This window comes from Shewanella oncorhynchi (assembly GCF_012584455.1).
Classification (GTDB): Bacteria; Pseudomonadota; Gammaproteobacteria; order Enterobacterales; family Shewanellaceae; genus Shewanella; species Shewanella oncorhynchi.
The window spans coordinates 178,661-197,414 of sequence record NZ_JABAEB010000009.1 but is presented as its reverse complement, the minus strand read 5'-3'; the positions used below and the strand labels follow the sequence as shown (position 1 = coordinate 197,414).

The 18,754-nt window shown below is 44.0% G+C and carries 16 protein-coding genes; 12 read left to right on the top strand and 4 right to left on the bottom strand.

Annotated elements, in window-relative coordinates; all coding sequences use genetic code 11:
- Nucleotides 1-485: 485 nt before the first annotated feature.
- Nucleotides 486-1,934, bottom strand: coding sequence for a WH2 domain-containing protein (locus tag HGO26_RS15590; RefSeq protein ID WP_168826323.1), 1,449 nt, complete (start codon nucleotides 1,932-1,934; stop codon nucleotides 486-488).
- Nucleotides 1,935-2,231: 297 nt separating this feature from the next.
- Here HGO26_RS15590 and HGO26_RS15585 point away from each other — a divergent pair, with 297 nt between their 5' ends.
- The 4 genes from HGO26_RS15585 (at nucleotide 2,232) to HGO26_RS15570 (ending at nucleotide 7,970) form a co-directional block, all read left to right on the top strand.
- Nucleotides 2,232-3,314, top strand: a complete 1,083-nt coding sequence (locus HGO26_RS15585; protein WP_168826321.1) for a hypothetical protein — start codon at nucleotides 2,232-2,234, stop codon at nucleotides 3,312-3,314.
- 472 nt (nucleotides 3,315-3,786) lie between these two features.
- The gene (gene ompR, locus HGO26_RS15580) at nucleotides 3,787-4,512 is read left to right on the top strand and encodes an osmolarity response regulator transcription factor OmpR (RefSeq protein ID WP_006079507.1); all 726 of its coding nucleotides are present in this window, start codon (nucleotides 3,787-3,789) and stop codon (nucleotides 4,510-4,512) included.
- A 42-nt stretch (nucleotides 4,513-4,554) separates the two neighbouring features.
- Nucleotides 4,555-5,871, top strand: a complete 1,317-nt coding sequence (envZ, locus tag HGO26_RS15575; RefSeq protein WP_168826319.1) for a two-component system sensor histidine kinase EnvZ — start codon at nucleotides 4,555-4,557, stop codon at nucleotides 5,869-5,871.
- A 128-nt stretch (nucleotides 5,872-5,999) separates the two neighbouring features.
- Nucleotides 6,000-7,970 (top strand): methyl-accepting chemotaxis protein, encoded by a 1,971-nt coding sequence (locus HGO26_RS15570; RefSeq protein WP_168826317.1) that lies wholly within the window; start codon nucleotides 6,000-6,002, stop codon nucleotides 7,968-7,970.
- Between the two features lie 37 nt (nucleotides 7,971-8,007).
- Here the strand turns inward: HGO26_RS15570 and HGO26_RS15565 are convergent, their stop codons facing one another.
- Nucleotides 8,008-9,300, bottom strand: coding sequence for a DUF5666 domain-containing protein (locus HGO26_RS15565; RefSeq protein ID WP_168826315.1), 1,293 nt, complete (start codon nucleotides 9,298-9,300; stop codon nucleotides 8,008-8,010).
- A gap of 86 nt (nucleotides 9,301-9,386) precedes the next feature.
- On the opposite strand from HGO26_RS15565, the gene HGO26_RS15560 reads away from it, so the two are divergent.
- From HGO26_RS15560 to HGO26_RS15550, 3 genes are all read left to right on the top strand, one after another.
- Nucleotides 9,387-10,055 (top strand): response regulator transcription factor, encoded by a 669-nt coding sequence (locus HGO26_RS15560; RefSeq protein WP_131525518.1) that lies wholly within the window; start codon nucleotides 9,387-9,389, stop codon nucleotides 10,053-10,055.
- Nucleotides 10,027-11,292: a sensor histidine kinase gene (locus tag HGO26_RS15555; protein WP_168826313.1), complete on the top strand. Its 1,266-nt coding sequence runs from the start codon at nucleotides 10,027-10,029 to the stop codon at nucleotides 11,290-11,292. Before HGO26_RS15560 ends, HGO26_RS15555 begins: the two co-directional genes overlap by 29 nt.
- A gap of 154 nt (nucleotides 11,293-11,446) precedes the next feature.
- Complete coding sequence (locus tag HGO26_RS15550; protein ID WP_105250668.1) at nucleotides 11,447-11,836, top strand: YgiW/YdeI family stress tolerance OB fold protein; 390 nt, start codon at nucleotides 11,447-11,449, stop codon at nucleotides 11,834-11,836.
- Nucleotides 11,837-11,907: 71 nt separating this feature from the next.
- Here the strand turns inward: HGO26_RS15550 and HGO26_RS15545 are convergent, their stop codons facing one another.
- Nucleotides 11,908-12,381: a peroxiredoxin gene (locus HGO26_RS15545; RefSeq protein WP_168826311.1), complete on the bottom strand. Its 474-nt coding sequence runs from the start codon at nucleotides 12,379-12,381 to the stop codon at nucleotides 11,908-11,910.
- Nucleotides 12,382-12,461: 80 nt separating this feature from the next.
- A complete protein-coding gene (locus HGO26_RS15540) occupies nucleotides 12,462-13,427 on the bottom strand; it encodes a choice-of-anchor H family protein (RefSeq protein ID WP_168826309.1) in 966 nt (321 codons plus the stop codon).
- Between the two features lie 367 nt (nucleotides 13,428-13,794).
- Here HGO26_RS15540 and HGO26_RS15535 point away from each other — a divergent pair, with 367 nt between their 5' ends.
- The 5 genes from HGO26_RS15535 (at nucleotide 13,795) to HGO26_RS15515 (ending at nucleotide 18,713) form a co-directional block, all read left to right on the top strand.
- The gene (locus HGO26_RS15535; protein WP_105250671.1) at nucleotides 13,795-14,097 is read left to right on the top strand and encodes a PepSY domain-containing protein; all 303 of its coding nucleotides are present in this window, start codon (nucleotides 13,795-13,797) and stop codon (nucleotides 14,095-14,097) included.
- Between the two features lie 2 nt (nucleotides 14,098-14,099).
- Nucleotides 14,100-14,795 (top strand): response regulator transcription factor, encoded by a 696-nt coding sequence (locus tag HGO26_RS15530; protein ID WP_113940226.1) that lies wholly within the window; start codon nucleotides 14,100-14,102, stop codon nucleotides 14,793-14,795.
- A complete protein-coding gene (locus HGO26_RS15525) occupies nucleotides 14,788-16,152 on the top strand; it encodes an ATP-binding protein (protein ID WP_168826307.1) in 1,365 nt (454 codons plus the stop codon). Before HGO26_RS15530 ends, HGO26_RS15525 begins: the two co-directional genes overlap by 8 nt.
- A gap of 148 nt (nucleotides 16,153-16,300) precedes the next feature.
- A complete protein-coding gene (locus tag HGO26_RS15520) occupies nucleotides 16,301-17,803 on the top strand; it encodes a DUF3300 domain-containing protein (RefSeq protein ID WP_168826305.1) in 1,503 nt (500 codons plus the stop codon).
- Between the two features lie 259 nt (nucleotides 17,804-18,062).
- On the top strand, nucleotides 18,063-18,713 hold the full coding sequence (locus HGO26_RS15515) for an alpha/beta hydrolase (protein ID WP_168826303.1): 651 nt from the start codon (nucleotides 18,063-18,065) through the stop codon (nucleotides 18,711-18,713).
- Nucleotides 18,714-18,754: the final 41 nt, after the last annotated feature.

Below are 18,754 nucleotides of genomic sequence, written 5' to 3'. Positions count from 1 at the left end.
CAAAATTAACTCAGAGTTACATTGTGGTCTTTTTTTCAGAATAAAGTAATAAAAAATCGCCAAAAAAAGATGAATTAACCAGAAAAAAATCGAAAAAAACACACTCAAAAAACAAGGTGCGGACCTTTTGCAGCTTTGAAAACAATGGAAAAACAAACGAAACCAAATGTATCAAGCTGCCGAATGTAAATACTAATTATTAAGATTACAGTACATTGTGCTGATATGCTTAGAAGGTGATAAGGAACTACGGGAACCCCAGAGAATATAACTAACAAAAACCTAAATATTCATACTTTAAAATATGACACACTTTATTATACTCACCTTAATTATTTTAAATTAAAAATTTACCTTTAGGAAAGTTTAGTGTTGAAACTTAATTTATTAATGTGTACACATATGTTTATGTTTACAAATCTATATACATTAAGTCATAAGCCAGGCCCAAAATATCTACTTAGACCCGACTTACTATTTTTAGCTTAACTGTTAGAATAACCCAGTTTTAATTGTAATGTTTTTATTAACTCACTCTGTTTTTTGACCAAAGCCTCCTGTCCTAAAAAGGTAAAGTCTTCAAATCCAGTTTTCATATGAATCGATAGAAATCTTGATATATCTGCTTTAAGACTGTCGGCTCCATGGATGTTTTCCATGAATTGCTTTTCCAATTTTGCCTGCGCATCTTTACCATTCTTAGTAGCGAATCCTTCCATAAAAGGCATTTCTGTAAGAACTTTGAGTGCTGACTGACGGTAATTGCTACCTAGTAAATTCAATTTTTCTTCATTTGTCGTCAGTTGATTGGCTGTGCGACGAGCCCCATCTAAAATGGCTTCCCCTTTTTTCATCTCAATGGCGCCACGGCTACTATCCGAGCGGAAAAGCCGTGTTTTTCCTGAATCGAGGCGACTCATCGTTTCAGTGGCAACACCTTTACGCTGCGTCTGGAAAGGCTGATCAGACACAACATCGGCTCGCTTCCATAGATCAGGAAAACGTTTCACTTCGGCCCAATAACTTGAAATCGATTTAGACTGCCCGTTCATTGCCGCCTCTAACGCATCAATATCCGCATACTGCCCATATTGATCGAGTAAAATGCCTTCCCAATTAACCTCCATAGCATTGACAACATAATCACTAATTTGTTGGCAGAGCAACTCTCTATTAGCTTGATTCATATTGGGCGCTGTTTTAAGTAATTCATCAGAGTAGAGTTCATCCATGGGCTCATTTTTTGTTGCAGGTGCCTGAACATCGTCATTTTTGATTCCAGTAACTGCTTTTTTAAGGTTGTTTTTATTGAAACCTGTAATTGCATTTAGCAAAGCGTCCTTTCCTCCACCTGACGGCGCAACCACGTCACTTGCCATCGCACCTACTGGCAGGATCGGAGCCGGTGGCGGCAAAGGTGGCGGTGGCGGTGGCAATGTACCACTTGCCATAGTTAATGCGACAGGAGGCTGAATATCTCCTTGCACTGTGGATGGTGCAGTACTTTGGCTGGATAAAACCATCCGAGCGTCTTGCATTTTTTTCAATACTTCTTGTAAAAATGAAGTATCGGCATTGGGCGTCACAGGTCGCGCTTTCTGATCTGCCGTTACCGATCGCAACTCAACGCCATCACGAATCGCTTGCATTAATGACAGTCTAGAATCCGCATTTTGCTTCGGCGCTGTAACTGCCATTTTGGCAACTTGGGCTGGTTTGGCTAACTGAAGCGGTTTATTCGCAACTGACTTTTCTTTGCCATTCTTCGAGCGAGATTTAAGACGGATAGATTGAAACAGCGATAAAAAACGCTTTTTTATACTAGGCCTATTACTCACCTGCTTAATCTCGAGTTTATCAGTTGCGGCGTTACTGACGCCCTCACTCTTGATATCTGATGAAGGTGGATTGATGATGTGATTGGAAATTGGCATCCGGTACTCCTCTGGTCATAGGCTCACTAATGTTATAAATGTGTGAGCAATTAACTATCTACTCCATCACTATATAAATAAGTAGAAGAGGGACACACAGACTTTGTCTGAAATATTCTGAGTAAAAGTGGAATGACTTAATCACTCTGTTTATTTAGACAAGTAAAAGTAATCACTAGTTAGTTAAAAATTAGGATTGTGCAAGTAAATTAATCATTTTTTATTCATCATTTGCCATTAACCATTAATAAAATTTTCATTTATTTTAGTATTAATATTCCATTCAGAGATTTGATAATGCCGATTCATACAAGCAATTATTCTAATTTTTCCAGCTATAAAAGCTACAATCAATTCGCAGCTATACCTAACACGCTCAATATCGTAAAACTTTCCCAACGTAGAGCTGATACGCTAAAGCCTGTGAAAACGATAAGTTCATTCGCAGAGATCAACAATGTCAAAAAATCTCTCCATCGAGTGAAAATCGAAGCGGCTCAGCTAATACAAAAAAGTTATCGCTCTTATCAACAAAAAAAAGCTGAAAAAGAGCTCAATACAGTAGGTATTAAATCACTCACAAATGCTAAGGCAGGACGTAGCTACTTCTATAATGCACAAACCGAATTAGTCGCAAAAACACCAACTAAGTTTCAACCTGCTGGGAAAGGAACCTTCAAACAGTTAGTACGCCAAGATAGTCAATTTGTGCAATTACATATTCATAATGACACGTTTGATATAGATAAAAATAAATACAACCAATTAGCAATGAACCAACTTAGATCGCATCCTTCAATTTGTCCTTCTATTTATGTAAACGATTCGACCATGATTGCCCATAATGGTGGCATTGAAGTAGCGCAATTAATTGAACAAGGGGACAAGATTCCCTTAATTCACTTTAAATCACTCTTAGAAGATTTATGTTCCTTACATAGCGAGGAGATATTCCTGCACGATATTAAACCTGAAAATCTAACCTATAAAGGCAGCCATGTGCATCATATTGATGTGGAAAATCTGGTCGCGGCGGATTATAACGATGGCGATAATGGTATTGTCTGCACGCCAGAGTACACCACAGCGCATTTAACAAATGCGATTTTAAACGGGGATCCACTCGCAGACCAAAACCACGATAACTACGCCATTTTATTGAGCATGATTGAAGCCACTAGCGGTGACTTCTTCCCAAATGCCCCAGTTGTAAACCCACAACGTATTTTCGGGCTCATGGGTAAGGATCTAATAAGAGCTCAAGGCTGGATACAAGAGCACATCAAGCCTGAGTACCAAGCGACAGCAGGAGCATTACTTAAGTGTCCAGGAACCAATAGCGATTCAACGCCCTTAATCGATATGATTAATTGGAAGTAAACTGTCTCAAACCGCTTGTAACAATCAATGATTGGAGCTCTATTTACATAGATAGCTCCATAACCACTTTTTATGGTTATGGAGCTAACAACGGTTCTTAGTTCTGTGATGACTTTATGAGCTGAACGTGCAAATAGTACATTCATCAAAGTATGTGTACTATTTCTATCCACTAAATCATCTCTGTGCATAATGGCTTTTAAATCACCTCTTTTACTGATGCCAATTTAGTTACAATTTCAGCTATAGCGTGAATAAACGCGAGTATTCCCATGCAATTTCATTTGCTTAGTATTAACATTGGGCAATCAATGTCAGCATTTATCGCATTCAAGTTACTAAGGTGAGCTAGTCGCCTTGGTTGAATGCGGCTATATTAGGCAGATTCGTTTTCAATTTCAGCCAGTTGGTTAATCTTAACTGTTTCTCGTCAGTAGAATAAGCACCAATCTGAGCAATTAAAGGACATCCCATGGGACAAGAAACCTCGAAAATCCTCGTCGTCGATGATGATATGCGCCTTCGAGCGTTACTCGAGCGTTACCTGATGGAGCAAGGTTATCAGGTGCGCAGCGCGGCCAATGCCGAGCAGATGGACCGCCTATTAGAACGCGAAAACTTCCATTTACTCGTGCTCGACTTGATGTTGCCCGGTGAAGATGGCCTGTCTATCTGTCGTAGGCTGCGCCAGCAAGGTAACCCCATTCCGATCGTGATGCTGACGGCCAAGGGCGATGAAGTCGACCGTATTATTGGTTTAGAGTTGGGCGCTGACGATTATCTGCCAAAACCTTTCAATCCACGGGAATTACTTGCGCGGATCAAAGCCGTGATGCGTCGCCAAACCCAAGATGTGCCCGGTGCGCCCGCCCAGCAGGAAGCACAGATTAGCTTCGGTGAGTTCTCGCTGGATTTAGCGACCCGTGAGATGTACCACGGCGACGAATCCATCGCACTCACTAGCGGTGAGTTTGCCGTACTTAAAGTGCTCGTCACCCATCCACGCGAGCCCTTGTCTCGGGATAAGTTGATGAACCTCGCCCGTGGCCGCGATTATTCGGCGCTAGAACGCTCCATCGACGTGCAAGTGTCACGTCTACGCCGCTTAATCGAAAAAGATCCCGCGAATCCTCGCTACATTCAAACGGTTTGGGGTTTAGGTTATGTGTTTGTACCCGATGGTGCTGCGCGTCGATGAGCCGCGCTGCCATCTTAATCTCCTGCGGTTATTGAGCCCACGATGAAACCTAAGTTTTGGTGGCGGTTTGTTCCTCGCAGCGCATTTAGTCAAACCGTGATGCTGATTGGTTGCCTATTACTGATCAATCAGCTGGTGTCTTACGTCACGGTCGCCGTCTATGTACTTAAGCCAAGTTACCAACAAATCAATCAGTTAATCGCTCGCCAAGTCAAATTACTGTTTGTCGACGGCATAGATATTGGCCGCGAACACTTAACCATAGTCGATGCCCTTAATGCCAAAGTCCACGACGATGGCATGAAAATCTACAATCAACAGCAAGCCCATGAAGCGGGGATTGAGCAAGCCACTTACTATGGTTTCTGGTCATCGCAGATGTCGGAATATCTTGGTGGCGATGCCGAAGTCCGCGTCACCCATGGCAGCGTATTACAAATTTGGATCCGTCCACCACAGGCGCCCTCGATTTGGATAAAAGTGCCACTTATCGGCCAAAATGTTTCAGATCTTTCGCCACTCACCCTTTATTTAATGGTGATTGGCGCACTCAGTGTCGCTGGGGGATGGTGGTTTGCTCGCCAGCAAAACCGCCCACTTAGGCGACTACAAAAAGCCGCGATTTCAGTCTCCCGCGGTGAATTTCCCGACCCCTTGCCGCTAAAAGGTTCGAGTGAAATTGTCGAAGTTACCAATGCTTTCAACCAGATGGCACACAGCATGAAGCAACTGGAGCAGGACAGAGCGCTATTGATGGCGGGGATCTCCCACGACTTGCGCACGCCACTCACCCGTATTCGCCTCGCCTCAGAGATGATGGTTGAGGAAGATCAATATCTTAAAGATGGCATAGTCAACGATATCGAAGATATGGACGCCATCATTAGCCAGTTTATTGCGTATATTCGCCAAGATCAGGAAACCAGCCGTGAGCTAGGTCAAATCAATAAACTCATTCAAGATGTCGCTCAAGCAGAAGCCAATCGCGTCGGTGAAATAGAAGTGGTGTTAACTGACTGCCCCGAAGCCCAATTCCAAGCGATTGCCATTAAACGGGTACTGAGTAATTTAGTCGAAAATGCCTTTCGCTATGGTTCAGGCTGGATCCGCATTAGCTCACAGTTCGATGGTAAACGTATCGGTTTTAGCGTTGAAGATAACGGCCCTGGGATCGACGAGTCGCAAATTACCAAATTATTTCAACCATTTACCCAAGGTGATATCGCCCGTGGTAGTGTTGGTTCTGGCCTAGGCCTCGCCATTATCAAACGGATTATCGATAGGCACCAAGGGCAAATTACCCTCTCCAACCGCGCCGAAGGCGGTTTAAAAGCCCAAGTGTGGCTGCCGCTGGAATAACGCGAGATCACATATTTGCAAATCAAATGACAACGCTGACATCCAAGTGAGCACTTGTCATATTAATGTCACCTTAAATTCATAAACTCAGCACAGTTACTGGCTCTGACCATTATGAAGATTGCAAAATGAAAATTTCAACACTGTCGCTTTCTGCTTCTGCCCTGTTGTTATTGCTCGCGGGATTGCTAGCAGCCGTAGTGCTGTGGAGCAGTGATCAGCGGCAACAAATTGAGCAGCAAACACTGACATTACAAGCTATTCAGCAGGATTTTCTCGTCGGTGTACGCCGCGATCTCGATGGCTATTTAGCCAGTGGCAACGCTAGCCAACTTGAACAAGCGAAAACCAAACTCAGCACCATTAAGAACCAGCTCACGCAGCTTAACCTCGCAGCCATGAGCGCTACCGACAATGACTTGCAAGCCAGCCTAAGCAACTTCATTCAAGATTTAGATACCAAGTACCGCGCCGCGGGTAAACTCGCTGGCAACCCTAGGCAACTGCTCGCCCACGCCGAATCTGAAATGCTCGACTATAACCGTCGTCTGGGCAGTTATGCCGATAAAGGCTTAGCCACAAATGCGGCGGTCGCCGAACAATATCTGCAATTGAGCCGCGATTTACCTTCTATCGTCTACCAACTTTCCCAACTGACCGATGGTTATCTGATCGGTAAAAATCAGCAGCTCAAGGGTATTTTAGACAGCACCAGCAAAGAGCTAAATACGTGGCACGACTCCCTCAGCGCACTGCCGTTAATCGGCGTATATGAACAGCAAGAAGCAGATGAATTTGCCCTCGGTGCCAGCGAACCGGAACAAATTGAAATCGGCGAGAGTGACCGCAGTGAACTGCTGAGTCTCGCCAATCGATATAACAAAGAAGTCGCCAATACCCACCAATTACTGCAAACAAACCAAGAGATGCAAGATCAACTCATTCAAGCGATTAGCAATGTGGAACAACAGCTTATTGGCTTAGGTGAGGCCCAGACAGCAAAGAACCAACAGCTGAAATATGAGTTACAGCTAATCCTCTACACTATGGTTTCCATCATGGCCTTGTTTGCGATTGGTTATTTAATCCTGCAGCAAAATCGCGTCGTCAAACCGCTAAAACGTCTCAACCAAGCTTTTATGAAATTAAGCGAATCGAACAGCCGCGAGCGTTTAGACATTAATCGTCGCTGCGAGACGGGCCAAATAGCAGGTCATTTCAACCAGTTACTACACAGGTTTGAACAGGAAGACGAGGCACAGCGCCAGCAAATCACTAAGGTTTCTCAATCATTAAGCCAACTGGTGGCACGCATTACTCAGCTATCACAACACACAGAGCACACCCAAACGATTGTGGCCGATACGCAAACACAGACCGAGCATATCCGCAGCCTCGCCAATGAGGTGAGCCACACTTCGGCACTTGTGGAAGACAGCGCCGCCGAAACCATGCGCCAAATGCAGTCGAGTCAAGCACAAGCCGAGGCGGTATTGAGCGCGACCGAGCAAACACAAACCGCGGTCGGTCTGTGCCATTCGTCCCTTGAAAGCCTAAATAACTCAGTGACGGATGTATCGAAAATCATTGATGTGATTGGCAATATTGCCGAGCAAACTAACTTACTCGCCCTTAATGCTGCCATCGAAGCTGCGCGGGCTGGCGAGCAAGGTCGCGGCTTTGCCGTGGTGGCCGATGAAGTGCGTAATTTAAGCCAACGCACCCAAGTGTCTTTGAATGAGATCGTGAAAATTCTGCAACAACTTACCCAATCAAATCATGCTCTCAGTGAGAGTGTCAATGGCATAGCACAGGCCACCAGCAGCCAGAAACTGCGTGCTCAAAGCCTGTGGCAAGTGGCGCAAACAGTACAAAACCAAGCAAGTGAAATGGCTAATACCGCCAAACAAGGCTCGCTAAATGCCAAAGAGCAAGTCGATTATCTCGATGAATTTGTTCGCACTATGGATAGTTTAAAAGAACAAGCGCAAACCAGTTCACAGCAGAGTGAGGTCATCGCCCAAGAAGTACAGCAGAGTGTAGAAGATATTGAAACCAGCTTGGGGATTGGGCAAAGCCAAATAAACCGTGCGGCCTAAAACCGCACGTTTATTCACTTAATTTCTCTATTTGTGTTTAATCGTCGATTCGACAATTGTGGATATTAGAGCCATCGAACTGACATTCGACATCAACCCATTTGCCTTCAAATGGCGTTAATGAAGCATCAGTCGCTTGATAGCCCCACAAGGTCTTTTGCATCACTAAACCCGACAAATCAAGCTCATTGCTTCGCACTTCAAGATCAACTTCTTTCACTAACCACTGGTTGTCTGCGAGTTCAACACCTTCTATTTGAATCCATTTTTGGTCAAGTGTCGCTAAGGTTAAACCGTCATCGAATTGAGTTCTGGCATCAATATCAAATGTAAATCCATTAATTTGTAGCTGATTATTGGTGGTCAGTGTCGCCAGACCTTCTAGCTCGAACTTTTTACCTAAGGTTGGAGGTATTCCACCATTATCATGTGATGTTTCAAATTCAACTTCTCTGGCCCATAAACCCTGCGGCATAGATTGAATATCTACATCGACTAACTTGCCTTCAACCAAGTTAGCTTGCTTGCCATCTTCAAATTGAGTATTTGTAGTGACATAGAGTCGAGTACGGGCATTAAGCTCAAACTGCGTTTTATCTTGGTTGACCCAAGTAATAGTCCCTTCTAGCTCCATATCATTAAAAGACGCCGTATCTTCCACCTCGACTTCAGAGGCCAAAAATGAAGCACCACTTTGCTGGCCTTCCACTTCAACCCATGCGCCTTCCTGTAAGCTGCCTTCTAAACGTGCGGTGGCATAATTAATCACTGCCGAACCGATATTGAATTGTTGCGTGGCCTTGTTTAATCCAGAGACACGTCCCTCTATTTCAGCAAACGCAAAATTGGGGATAAGGTTTATAGAATTAACCTGCCATTCTCCCATTACGGTTGGATAACCATTTACCGCCACCCAATCGCCTACTTTATACTGGGTCGCGTCCGCTGGTTTAACGACTAAATTAATCCCATTAACGGCAATAGTATTTTGATTAACGGAACTGATTTCACCCACGAGGCTTGGATCTAATATGACATTTTTAGCCTGTTGGCCTTCATTATCAATTTTGACCCTCATCCCCATTTGAATGGCATTAACCTCTAACGGCTGTTGACCATAGTGAATCTTAGCATTAGCGATATTTACGTTATATCCGTTGACCGTTATCGAATTATTGTCAGAAGCAATATTTGTTACTGTACCGTTAATTTTTGCGGGTAACGTGGGTTGTGGAACGATAGGATCGGGTTTAGAGGTATCTGTTGATGAATCATTACCACCGCAACCTGCCAGCAAAATGGCCGTAATACAGACTAAGAGTTTATTCATTTTCTTCCCTATTATGTCTTGTTAAATCAGTGCTGGGCATCTTAGTATGAAGATCGTCAAGCAAATGTGAAGAAATGAATTAACCTATGAAAGTATTAATTGTTGATGATAATCATGATGTTATTGAAACAATCATGGATTATTTAACCCTAGAGGGTATTATTGCCGACTGTGCATATCACGGGGAAAGTGCAATCAATTTAATTCAACAAAACCATTACGATGTCATCATAATGGATATTATGATGCCCAAATTAGACGGTATTAATACGGTCAAAAAACTGCGTGAAGAAATTTATTGTAATACACCGATTATATTTTTAACCGCCAAAGATAGTCTGCAGGATAAAATTGATTCTTTTACATCAGGTGGGGATGATTTTTTAAATAAACCTTTCGCGATGGAAGAATTATGCTTACGACTACATTCACTGCATAATCGTGGCCCACGTTTAGATGTGGGTATTTTGCGCTTCAGTGATATCAGTTTAAATTTGCAAACCCATCAAGTTACCCGTGCTGGTAAAGAAATTAAGCTCAGTAAAATTCAGCGCACCATTCTCTCACTGTTACTAAAACATGCGCCCGCTATCGTGAGTAAAGAGCAATTGGTAGATACAGTATGGGGAGATGATGCACCTTCGAGTGATTCACTTCGCAGCCACATATACAGCTTACGCAGTGCACTCGATAAAGGTTTTTCAGACTCAAAATTAGAGACTATCCATGGCCAAGGTTACCGACTTATCCCCTGAGTATTTTCCGAGTTTATATAAAAAAATCCGCCTCACTTTTTTAGTATTAACTAGCTTGATGTTTGCCATTTTTTGGAGCCTCATTTATATCGCCGAAGAACAAATTGAGAAGATTAGCCTCGAGCAAACGCTGGCCACAGAGACTCGCGAATATCTAAAGAATTATCAAAGGTTTGGTGATAAAGCACAGCTCCCCGATATCAATGAATTGAAAACATATTGGAGCAAAGAGTTTGTACCAGCTTGGCTGCAACCTTATCAAAATACCGGATTTTACGAACATCAACTGGGTGACGAAGATAAACACTTTTTAATATCCGCTCATCCTTCTGGGCAAGGGCTGTTGTATGTGGTTTATAAGGATGACGCGGACGATTTCCTTGATAGCTATGAAGATAGAATGCACATTTTGATCTCTATTATGGGGATCGGTTTGCTCCTGTTTATCATGGCGTATGGATTGTATTTTGTACGTCTGCTATCCAGTCCACTTGCTGAGATTGAAAATAAAATCAATCAACTATCACCAAAAAGACCAACATCAACACCGAGTACTTCATACCGTGAAACCCGCCAGATTGAGCAAACCCTATTAAGCAACAAAGCTAAAATTGCCGCCTACTTCACTCGGGAACAAGAATTTAGCCGTTTTGCCTCCCATGAACTACGCACGCCCATTATGGTGATCCAAGGTTCGGTAGAATTGCTCAAAAAAATCCCCAATGCGACAACCGAGGCTCAACAATTAATGGTCAAAAAAGCCATTACACGTATTGATTACGCAGGGCATCAAATGAAAACGCTCACCGAGGCCTTTTTACTTCTCGGAAAAGAAGACATTGAATCCCAGCACTACAGCCAAATTGATTTAGCACCACGCCTTGAACACATTTTAGCTGAATTGGCGCAGCACTTTGCCAAGCAAGAAATCACCTACAGCTTAACGCTTAAAGATTGCTTGAGCATCAAGGCGCCACTGAGCTTTATTGACATAGTGATAGGTAATTTAATTAAAAATGCTTTCAATTACAGTGCCGGAAACATTGAAATTACGATGCAAAGCAACCAATTATGGATACTGAATCCACTAAGCACTCAAAGTACTGATACATCAGGCTATGGCTGCGGATTAATTATTATTGAACGTATTTGCGAGCGAATGGGCTGGGCATTTTCAACCCAAAACGATGGTGCTAGCTATCAGGCTTATGTTCAGTTTATAGATAATGCCCATTAACTGAAGTTAGCTTGGATAAATGACCTCGTTTTAGCAAATTCTGAGTTGCAAACCCAATCTTCACAACCGCTTCACGCTTGTCTTGGCACTATGCTCGCAACACTGTAATAGCCATTGAGGCTGAGTTACATAAAACCATAGAAAGGACAAACAGATGAATAAAATGACTCTTACCGTTTTCGCAATGGCACTTTCATTCACGACTATGACCAGCCAAGCAGGCTTTCAACCTACAACGGGTGAACCTCAAATACAGGGTGGCTTCCAAGGGCCGAGCGCAAGACAAGTGATTCATGATGTGGTAAGCGCGCTCAATGCCAGTGATGACGCCCAAATTGAGTTAACGGGCCATATCATTTCTTCCATTGGACACGATGATTATATTTTCCGTGACGCTACGGGTGATATTAAGGTCGAAATTGATGATGATTTATGGCGCGGCAACACAGTAACACCTGAAACTCAGGTCATTATTCGTGGTGAAGTGGATAAAGATTGGTCTGAAGTGACCATAGATGCAGACAACATTCAAATCGTACAATAAATTGATTTAGTTAAAGCCAGCCAATGAATGGCTGGCTTTGGTCACATCCAAACTTCATGTCTTAAATACGCTTAGATAGCAGCCAAAACAACTTCAGCTTTACTGGCTTCAAAAACCTTTGGCTCTTCTACATTCAGTAGAGTCACTACACCATTATCGATGATCATGGCGTAACGTTGTGAACGCACGCCACCAAAACTGGCAGTATCCATCTCTAAACCTAAGGCTTTAGTAAAGCTGGCATCGCCATCGGCTAACATCATTAATTCAGAGGCATTTTGGGCTTCGCCCCACGCTTTCATAACAAAGGCATCGTTCACAGCAACACAGGCAATCAAATCCACGCCTTTCGCTTTAAATTGATCGGCTAATACCACATAGCCAGGTAAATGCGCTTCAGAACACGTTGGAGTAAAAGCACCTGGCACTGCAAACAATACGACTTTTTTACCCGCGAACAATTCGGTAACTTGGTGATTCACCATGCCATCTTTAGTCAGTTGACCTAATGTGGCCGCGGGTAATGTTTGACCTTGAGCAATCATGTCTTTCTCCATTTAGTTAAAATAACTCATCCATACTAGCCCTATTTACCGCAGATAAACACCGAGAGAAATAAGGGCGATTAGACTCGAGTTCGATTCAACCGCAGCCCCGCACACAAACTAAGACATAACAAACCTAATACTGAGAAGGCGCCGCCACTTTCCTCAACAACGATAATGTCGGGCTCTCTGTCTCGATCGCTACTCTCCAATGGCAGCGCATACAAACTATCGGTCTCATCGGCGCTAATGGTCGCAACAATATCGCTGTAACCCACTTCATACACATCAATCAACACATCATAGTGATCCGTCGCATAACCTGTGTAGAGCGTGGTCAACACTTCGTAATCGTCCTGTGTCGAATCGCCGTAAATGGTAAATACGTCTGTGGTGTAGTAATGCACCCAAGGGCCACCATCACGACTGAGATAAAGCTCGGCAAATAAATCAGCTCTTTCATTAAGATATGCACCATTGACATCAACATCGAAGGTCACGCTAAACGTTTGATAAAACCCATCGTAGTCAAAGTCTTCAAACAAACGACTGCTGGCATCAAAAATCGAAAAGCTGTGATACACAGGTGCGCGGTAGGGATCTTCACTGGTCGCACTCGAACTCGGAATCCCTTGGCTCGCATGTTTCGCTGTTACTTGCTCACGCGTCATCGGCGAGGCGCCCATAAGTTGCACTCGGTTTGTCGTCGGCGCTTTGGATGATAAGGCTGGCGCCAACGATTTAACGGCTGCAGCGGCGACTTCAGTGACATTTTTTGCGGGCGCGGCTTGTTGTAACAAAGCTAAAGCTTGTTGTAACAAAGCTAAAGCTTGTTGTTCCTGCTCAGCAGCTTGCTCGCTATTTTCTGCTTTTTTGGCAATACCAACGCTGGCTGCAGTAAATGGCGTTAAGCTTTGCGATGACTCCAGTTCGCGGGGCTGAGCGCTAGCGGCAAGGGACGCTAAAAACAGAGCTGCAATAGCCGTTGCCATAAACAGCTTAACATTAACTGTGGCTGCCATATCTTGCTTATTGAGTGTGTTCATCTTGAATATCCTATGGATAACCCGTTCAAATTGGAGCTATTAAAGTGCAATGAAGGTGAACATAAGCTGAACATCAACGCCCACTGTTCTCAGCCAGAAGATACGTTCAGCCCGAGTTCATCTGGAATGGGTAACACTCACAAAACTTAAACGATACAAGCGCGAGCATAGAGATAGACTCGCCAACAGAACTTCAGTTCTGTCACGAATAACAAAATAACTGCCAGAGTTAATTTTGAAGGAATTGTGCCAACCAATTGGCTGATCTCTATGTGTTTGTTAAGGTGATGAGGTATTCTTAGTCGACTCGATAAGTTATCCATCTCACTCATTAACTTAAGATCGCTGAACATTGCGGGTACCCGATATGAAACTTGGTTTGACCTTGGCCCTAATCACTTGCTTATCAGCCTCCTTTGGTTGCATAGCAGGTAATGATAGACATGATGATCGCAATCAGCCTCGTAACCAAGGTGCGAAGAATGAGCAGCGTCGTCTAGCGGTCAATAGCCCTGATCAAGCGGTGGCAATGGCGCAACGACAATTTCAAGGCAAAGTATTGAGCGTACAATCCAGCGGATCGGGATATCGTATTAAAATCCTCAATAATGATGGCCAAGTATTTTCTGTTTCAGTAGATGCCGCAACGGGCCGAGTCTCGAGGAACTAACGATGCGATTGTTACTAGTTGAAGATGATATAGAACTACAGACTAACTTAAAGCAACATCTCCTCGATGCCCATTACAGTATCGATGTGGCGAGTGATGGTGAAGAAGGCTTATTTCAAGCGCTCGAATACAACTATGATGCAGCAATTATCGATGTAGGTTTACCTAAACTCGATGGTATCGCCTTGATCCGTAGCGTGCGTGAACAAAAACGCGACTTTCCTATCCTGATTTTAACCGCAAGGGACAGTTGGCAAGATAAGGTTGAAGGACTCGATGCCGGTGCCGACGACTATCTGACGAAACCTTTCCATCCCCAAGAACTCATCGCACGACTAAAAGCCCTGATCCGTCGCTCCGCCGGTAAGGCCAGCCCCCTGATCTACAACGGCCCCTTTAGCCTTAACACCAGCAGTCTAGAAGTACGTAAAGGCGAAGAACTGGTTAATCTCAGTGGTTCTGAATACAAGCTATTCGAATTTTTTATGTTGCATCAAGGCGAAGTCAAATCAAAAACTGTACTCACAGAGCATATTTACGATCAGGATTTTGATTTAGATTCTAACGTCATCGAAGTCTTTATCCGCCGGTTACGCAAAAAACTCGACCCAGATAATCAATACAACTTAATTGAAACTCTGCGCGGCCAAGGTTATCGCCTAAAAGCGTTAACGTCTGGGCAAGCAACCGATGAGTAAACGCGCCATGGCGTGGCAAGTGTTGAACTCCCTAAAAGCACGCTTAGTTGCCAGCGCGCTATTATTTATCTTAGTGTTATTACCCTTGATCGGCGTTGCCTTAAACGATGCCTTTACTGAACAAGTTAAAAGCGCAACCAAGAATGAACTCAGTGCCTATGTCTATTCGATTCTCGCGGTGACTGAAGTCGAAAACAAACAAATCTCCATCCCAGAGTTAGTGTTAGAGAATCGTTTTAACCTCATTCAATCAGGGCTGTATGCCATTGCAACCACTGAAGACGCCAGCGGCAAACAAGATATAGTGTGGCATTCGCAATCTTTTATGGGGATTACGCCACCGCCACATTTTACCATCCCAGCCACGGGTCAAAGCGCATTTGAGCAAATCGAGCTCGCCGATCAACTCCATTTGATTTATAGCTTTAGTGTCAGTTTTGCCAGCCAAAATCAAAACGTGCCAGTGACAATCCACATCATTAAAGACGAGCAAGAATTTCAGCAGCAAATTGATCAGTTTAATCAACAGCTTTGGACTTGGCTGCTGATCTTAATGTTCGTCATGCTCGTGTTTCAATTAAGTTGGTTACTGTGGACGTTGCGACCTTTAGCACGCTTTACCCAAGAGTTACATTCCGTCGAGCAAGGTAAGTCGATGCAGCTAAGTAGCCAGTATCCCACTGAATTACAAGCGGTTGCTCGGCAGCTTAATATTTTGCTCAATACCGAACAAACCCAACGAAAACGCTATCGTAATGCCTTGGCAGACCTAGCCCATAGCCTCAAAACACCACTGGCGGTAATCAAGAGTCAGGCCGACTTAAGCGAATCCTCCAGTGAGCAAGTATCAGTGATCAGCCGGATCATTGGCCACCAGCTAAAACGCGCCCAAACCGCAGCGGCGGCCTCGTGGCATTTAGGTATTCGTGTCGATGAAGTCGCCGCTAAGTTATTACGCACGTTAGCTAAAATTTATCGAGAGCCACAAATCAATCTCAGCGGCGAGATGGTAGAACACGCAGTATTCAAGGGGGATGAAGCAGATCTGACTGAAATTCTAGGCAATTTACTCGACAACGCCTGTAAAGCCGCGAAGTCTACGGTGACATTAACGGTCACAGGCGATGCCTATCAACTGCTAATCTGTATCGAAGATGATGGCCCAGGGATCAGTGAAGCCCTGCAAAATCAAATCTTTGAACGTGGTATTCGCGCAGACTCCTACCTTCAAGGTAATGGTATTGGGCTTGCTATCGTGCGCGATTTAGTCGACAGCTATAACGGCAGAATTTCTGTCTCTCGTTCAGAAACCTTAGGTGGTGCCAAATTTAGCATCAGCTTTGCACACTCAGTTTAAGTCTTTATTTTCAATGCGATAGATTTATTACTTCTCTTAAAACTTGGCTATAAATAAATATTTAACCGCAAAACACTTTCAGCTTATGTTCATATTCACACGCCTAATATGCCCATAACATCCTCGAACAGGATTATTGGAGCAAACCATGAACAGACTACATCGATGGAATTGGCTAGTGTTAACGGCGGCATTAGTGGCCTTGCCTTTCACTACCACAGCACAGGCTGCGGGCATATCTGCGAGCCATGGCTCGAGTACAGCGGCAAGCCAAGCCGAACTCGAACAAATGCTGGCGCCTATTGCCCTGTATCCCGATAGCTTACTGACCCACATACTTATCGCTTCAACTTATCCACTCGAATTAGTGCAGGCGCAGCGTTGGTTAACCCAACGCCCCAAATCATCGATCGACCAAATTATGTCGCAAGCCGAAGATCAGGACTGGGACCCGAGCGTCAAAGCCTTGCTGGCCTTCCCGACTCTGCTGCAAAAAATGAGTGAAGATCTCGAATGGACTCAAAGACTCGGTGAAGCCTTCTTAGAAGATGAAGGCCAAGTGATGAACAGCATTCAGTCCCTAAGACAACAGGCTGATAAAGCGAATAGCTTAGCGGACATGGATAACATGGCAATTACCCGCGCCAACAATCAGATCATCATAGAACCCGCTAAGCGAGAAATCGTCTACGTCCCCTATTACGATCCACGCGTGGTTTACGGCACATGGCGTTGGGGAGTGGCTTATCCACCCGTATATTGGGAATTTGGCGGCTATGCTGGCTATCCCTATCGTCCGAGTCATAACCATTTCTACTGGTCACCGGGCATCCATATTTCCTTTAACTACTTCTTCAGTTCGTTCCACTGGCACAACCATAAAGTGGTGGTGATCGACTATCGCCATTCACACCGATATCGCCCACGGGAAAGATACAGTGTTAGCCATGGCGCACAACCTTGGAAACATAAACCCGAACATAGACGCGGTGTGAGTTATCACAATCCAGTGGTGAAACAACGCTATTACCATGATGATAAATATCGCGGCAGAGATTCACACTCCAGCGGCAGTAAACAGCACTTCAATAGCCAATATTCGAAGTCTAAAGAACGCCAAGATACCCATAGTAATCTGGGTAATATGAGTAATCAGGGCAATAAAAGTCGTGATAATAAAGACTATCACAACGTCAGCCGTGAACGTGATAACCGCACGCCGAGTTATCAGAAAACACAAGCCGAGTTAAAGGAGCGTCGCTCCGCCCCTATGGTACAAACACCAACCCACAAGGAGCGTAATGACATGCAATCAAGACCCGTGCAGTCAAAGCCAATGTCATCAAAGGAGCCTCAGCAAAGGCAATACCAAACTCGGGAGTCACAGCCGCGTAATGTCGATCAACAAAGGGCACAGTCACAAAGGCAAGAAAAACCAAGAACTATGACCCCAAGAGTTGAAACGCCACGGCCTGAAACAAGACGTACAGAGCCACAACGGATTGAACAATCAAGACAAGCGGCGCCTAGACAACGCGAAGAAGTGAGAGTGAGACAAAGTGAGCCACGCCAAAATGTGCAAACCGCTCGCTCGGTAGAACATAACCAAGGTCGATCAACTCAAAGTCAAGAACGCCGTCATAGGGAATAGCAAGATATAAACTGAAAACGAGTGCCCAGAAGACTCACCCTCTTACTGGGCATTTTTATGGATTATTTATCTGTAACATCACCTCACAAAGGCAACTTCCTCCAGAGTTAAGATCCTAAATATATCTAATATTCCAAAATGAACTACAAATAACAATTTTAATAACCAAATTTGTAGATATAGTCAGAGTGCGAGTCAAACTGGCTTCATCCGGTCGTCATTTGGCTCTCTTATCAACTCACATCTTGGAGGATGAAATATGGCAACCTTATTAATTGTGCCAGGGTTTGGTGGTAGCGGCCCTTTACATTGGCAAAGTTGGATTGCAAAAAAATATGAATCAGCTATATGGGTCAATGACTTACCACTATTGGAGCCTAAGATTCATATCTGGGCCAATGCCATTTGCCGCGCAATCGATCAAATCGAAGGTGAAATCCTCATCCTCGCCCACAGTTTTGGCTGTTTAGCGACAAGCCTTGCCATCGCTCATCATCCACAGCGGGTAGCAGCAGCTATTTTAGTCGCGCCAGCATCACCAGCACGATTTTCTGAGAATGGACACATTCTGCCTGAACACGATGGCACTCAAACGATCAAACACTTGTTGCCAAAACATCCCTTAGGTGTCACAGGGCTTGTCATTGCTAGTGAAAACGATCCTTGGATGCCCTTTAATCAAGCTACAAAACTGGCAAAAAAATTTGGATTCCCAACAATCAACTTAGGGTTGAGTGGCCACATTAATGTCGATTCCGGACATGGACAGTGGCCCCTCATTGATGTGCTGATTGGTAATCTTATCTATCAAATAGAAAGTGCAACTCAGAGCCTGTCTAACGATCTCACAAACTCAAACACACAAAAGACACACTTATTACATAAAAGAATATCAAATCGCAAAATGTAACTTTTTAGTTATCAATATTTGATTATAATTCCAATTACGTT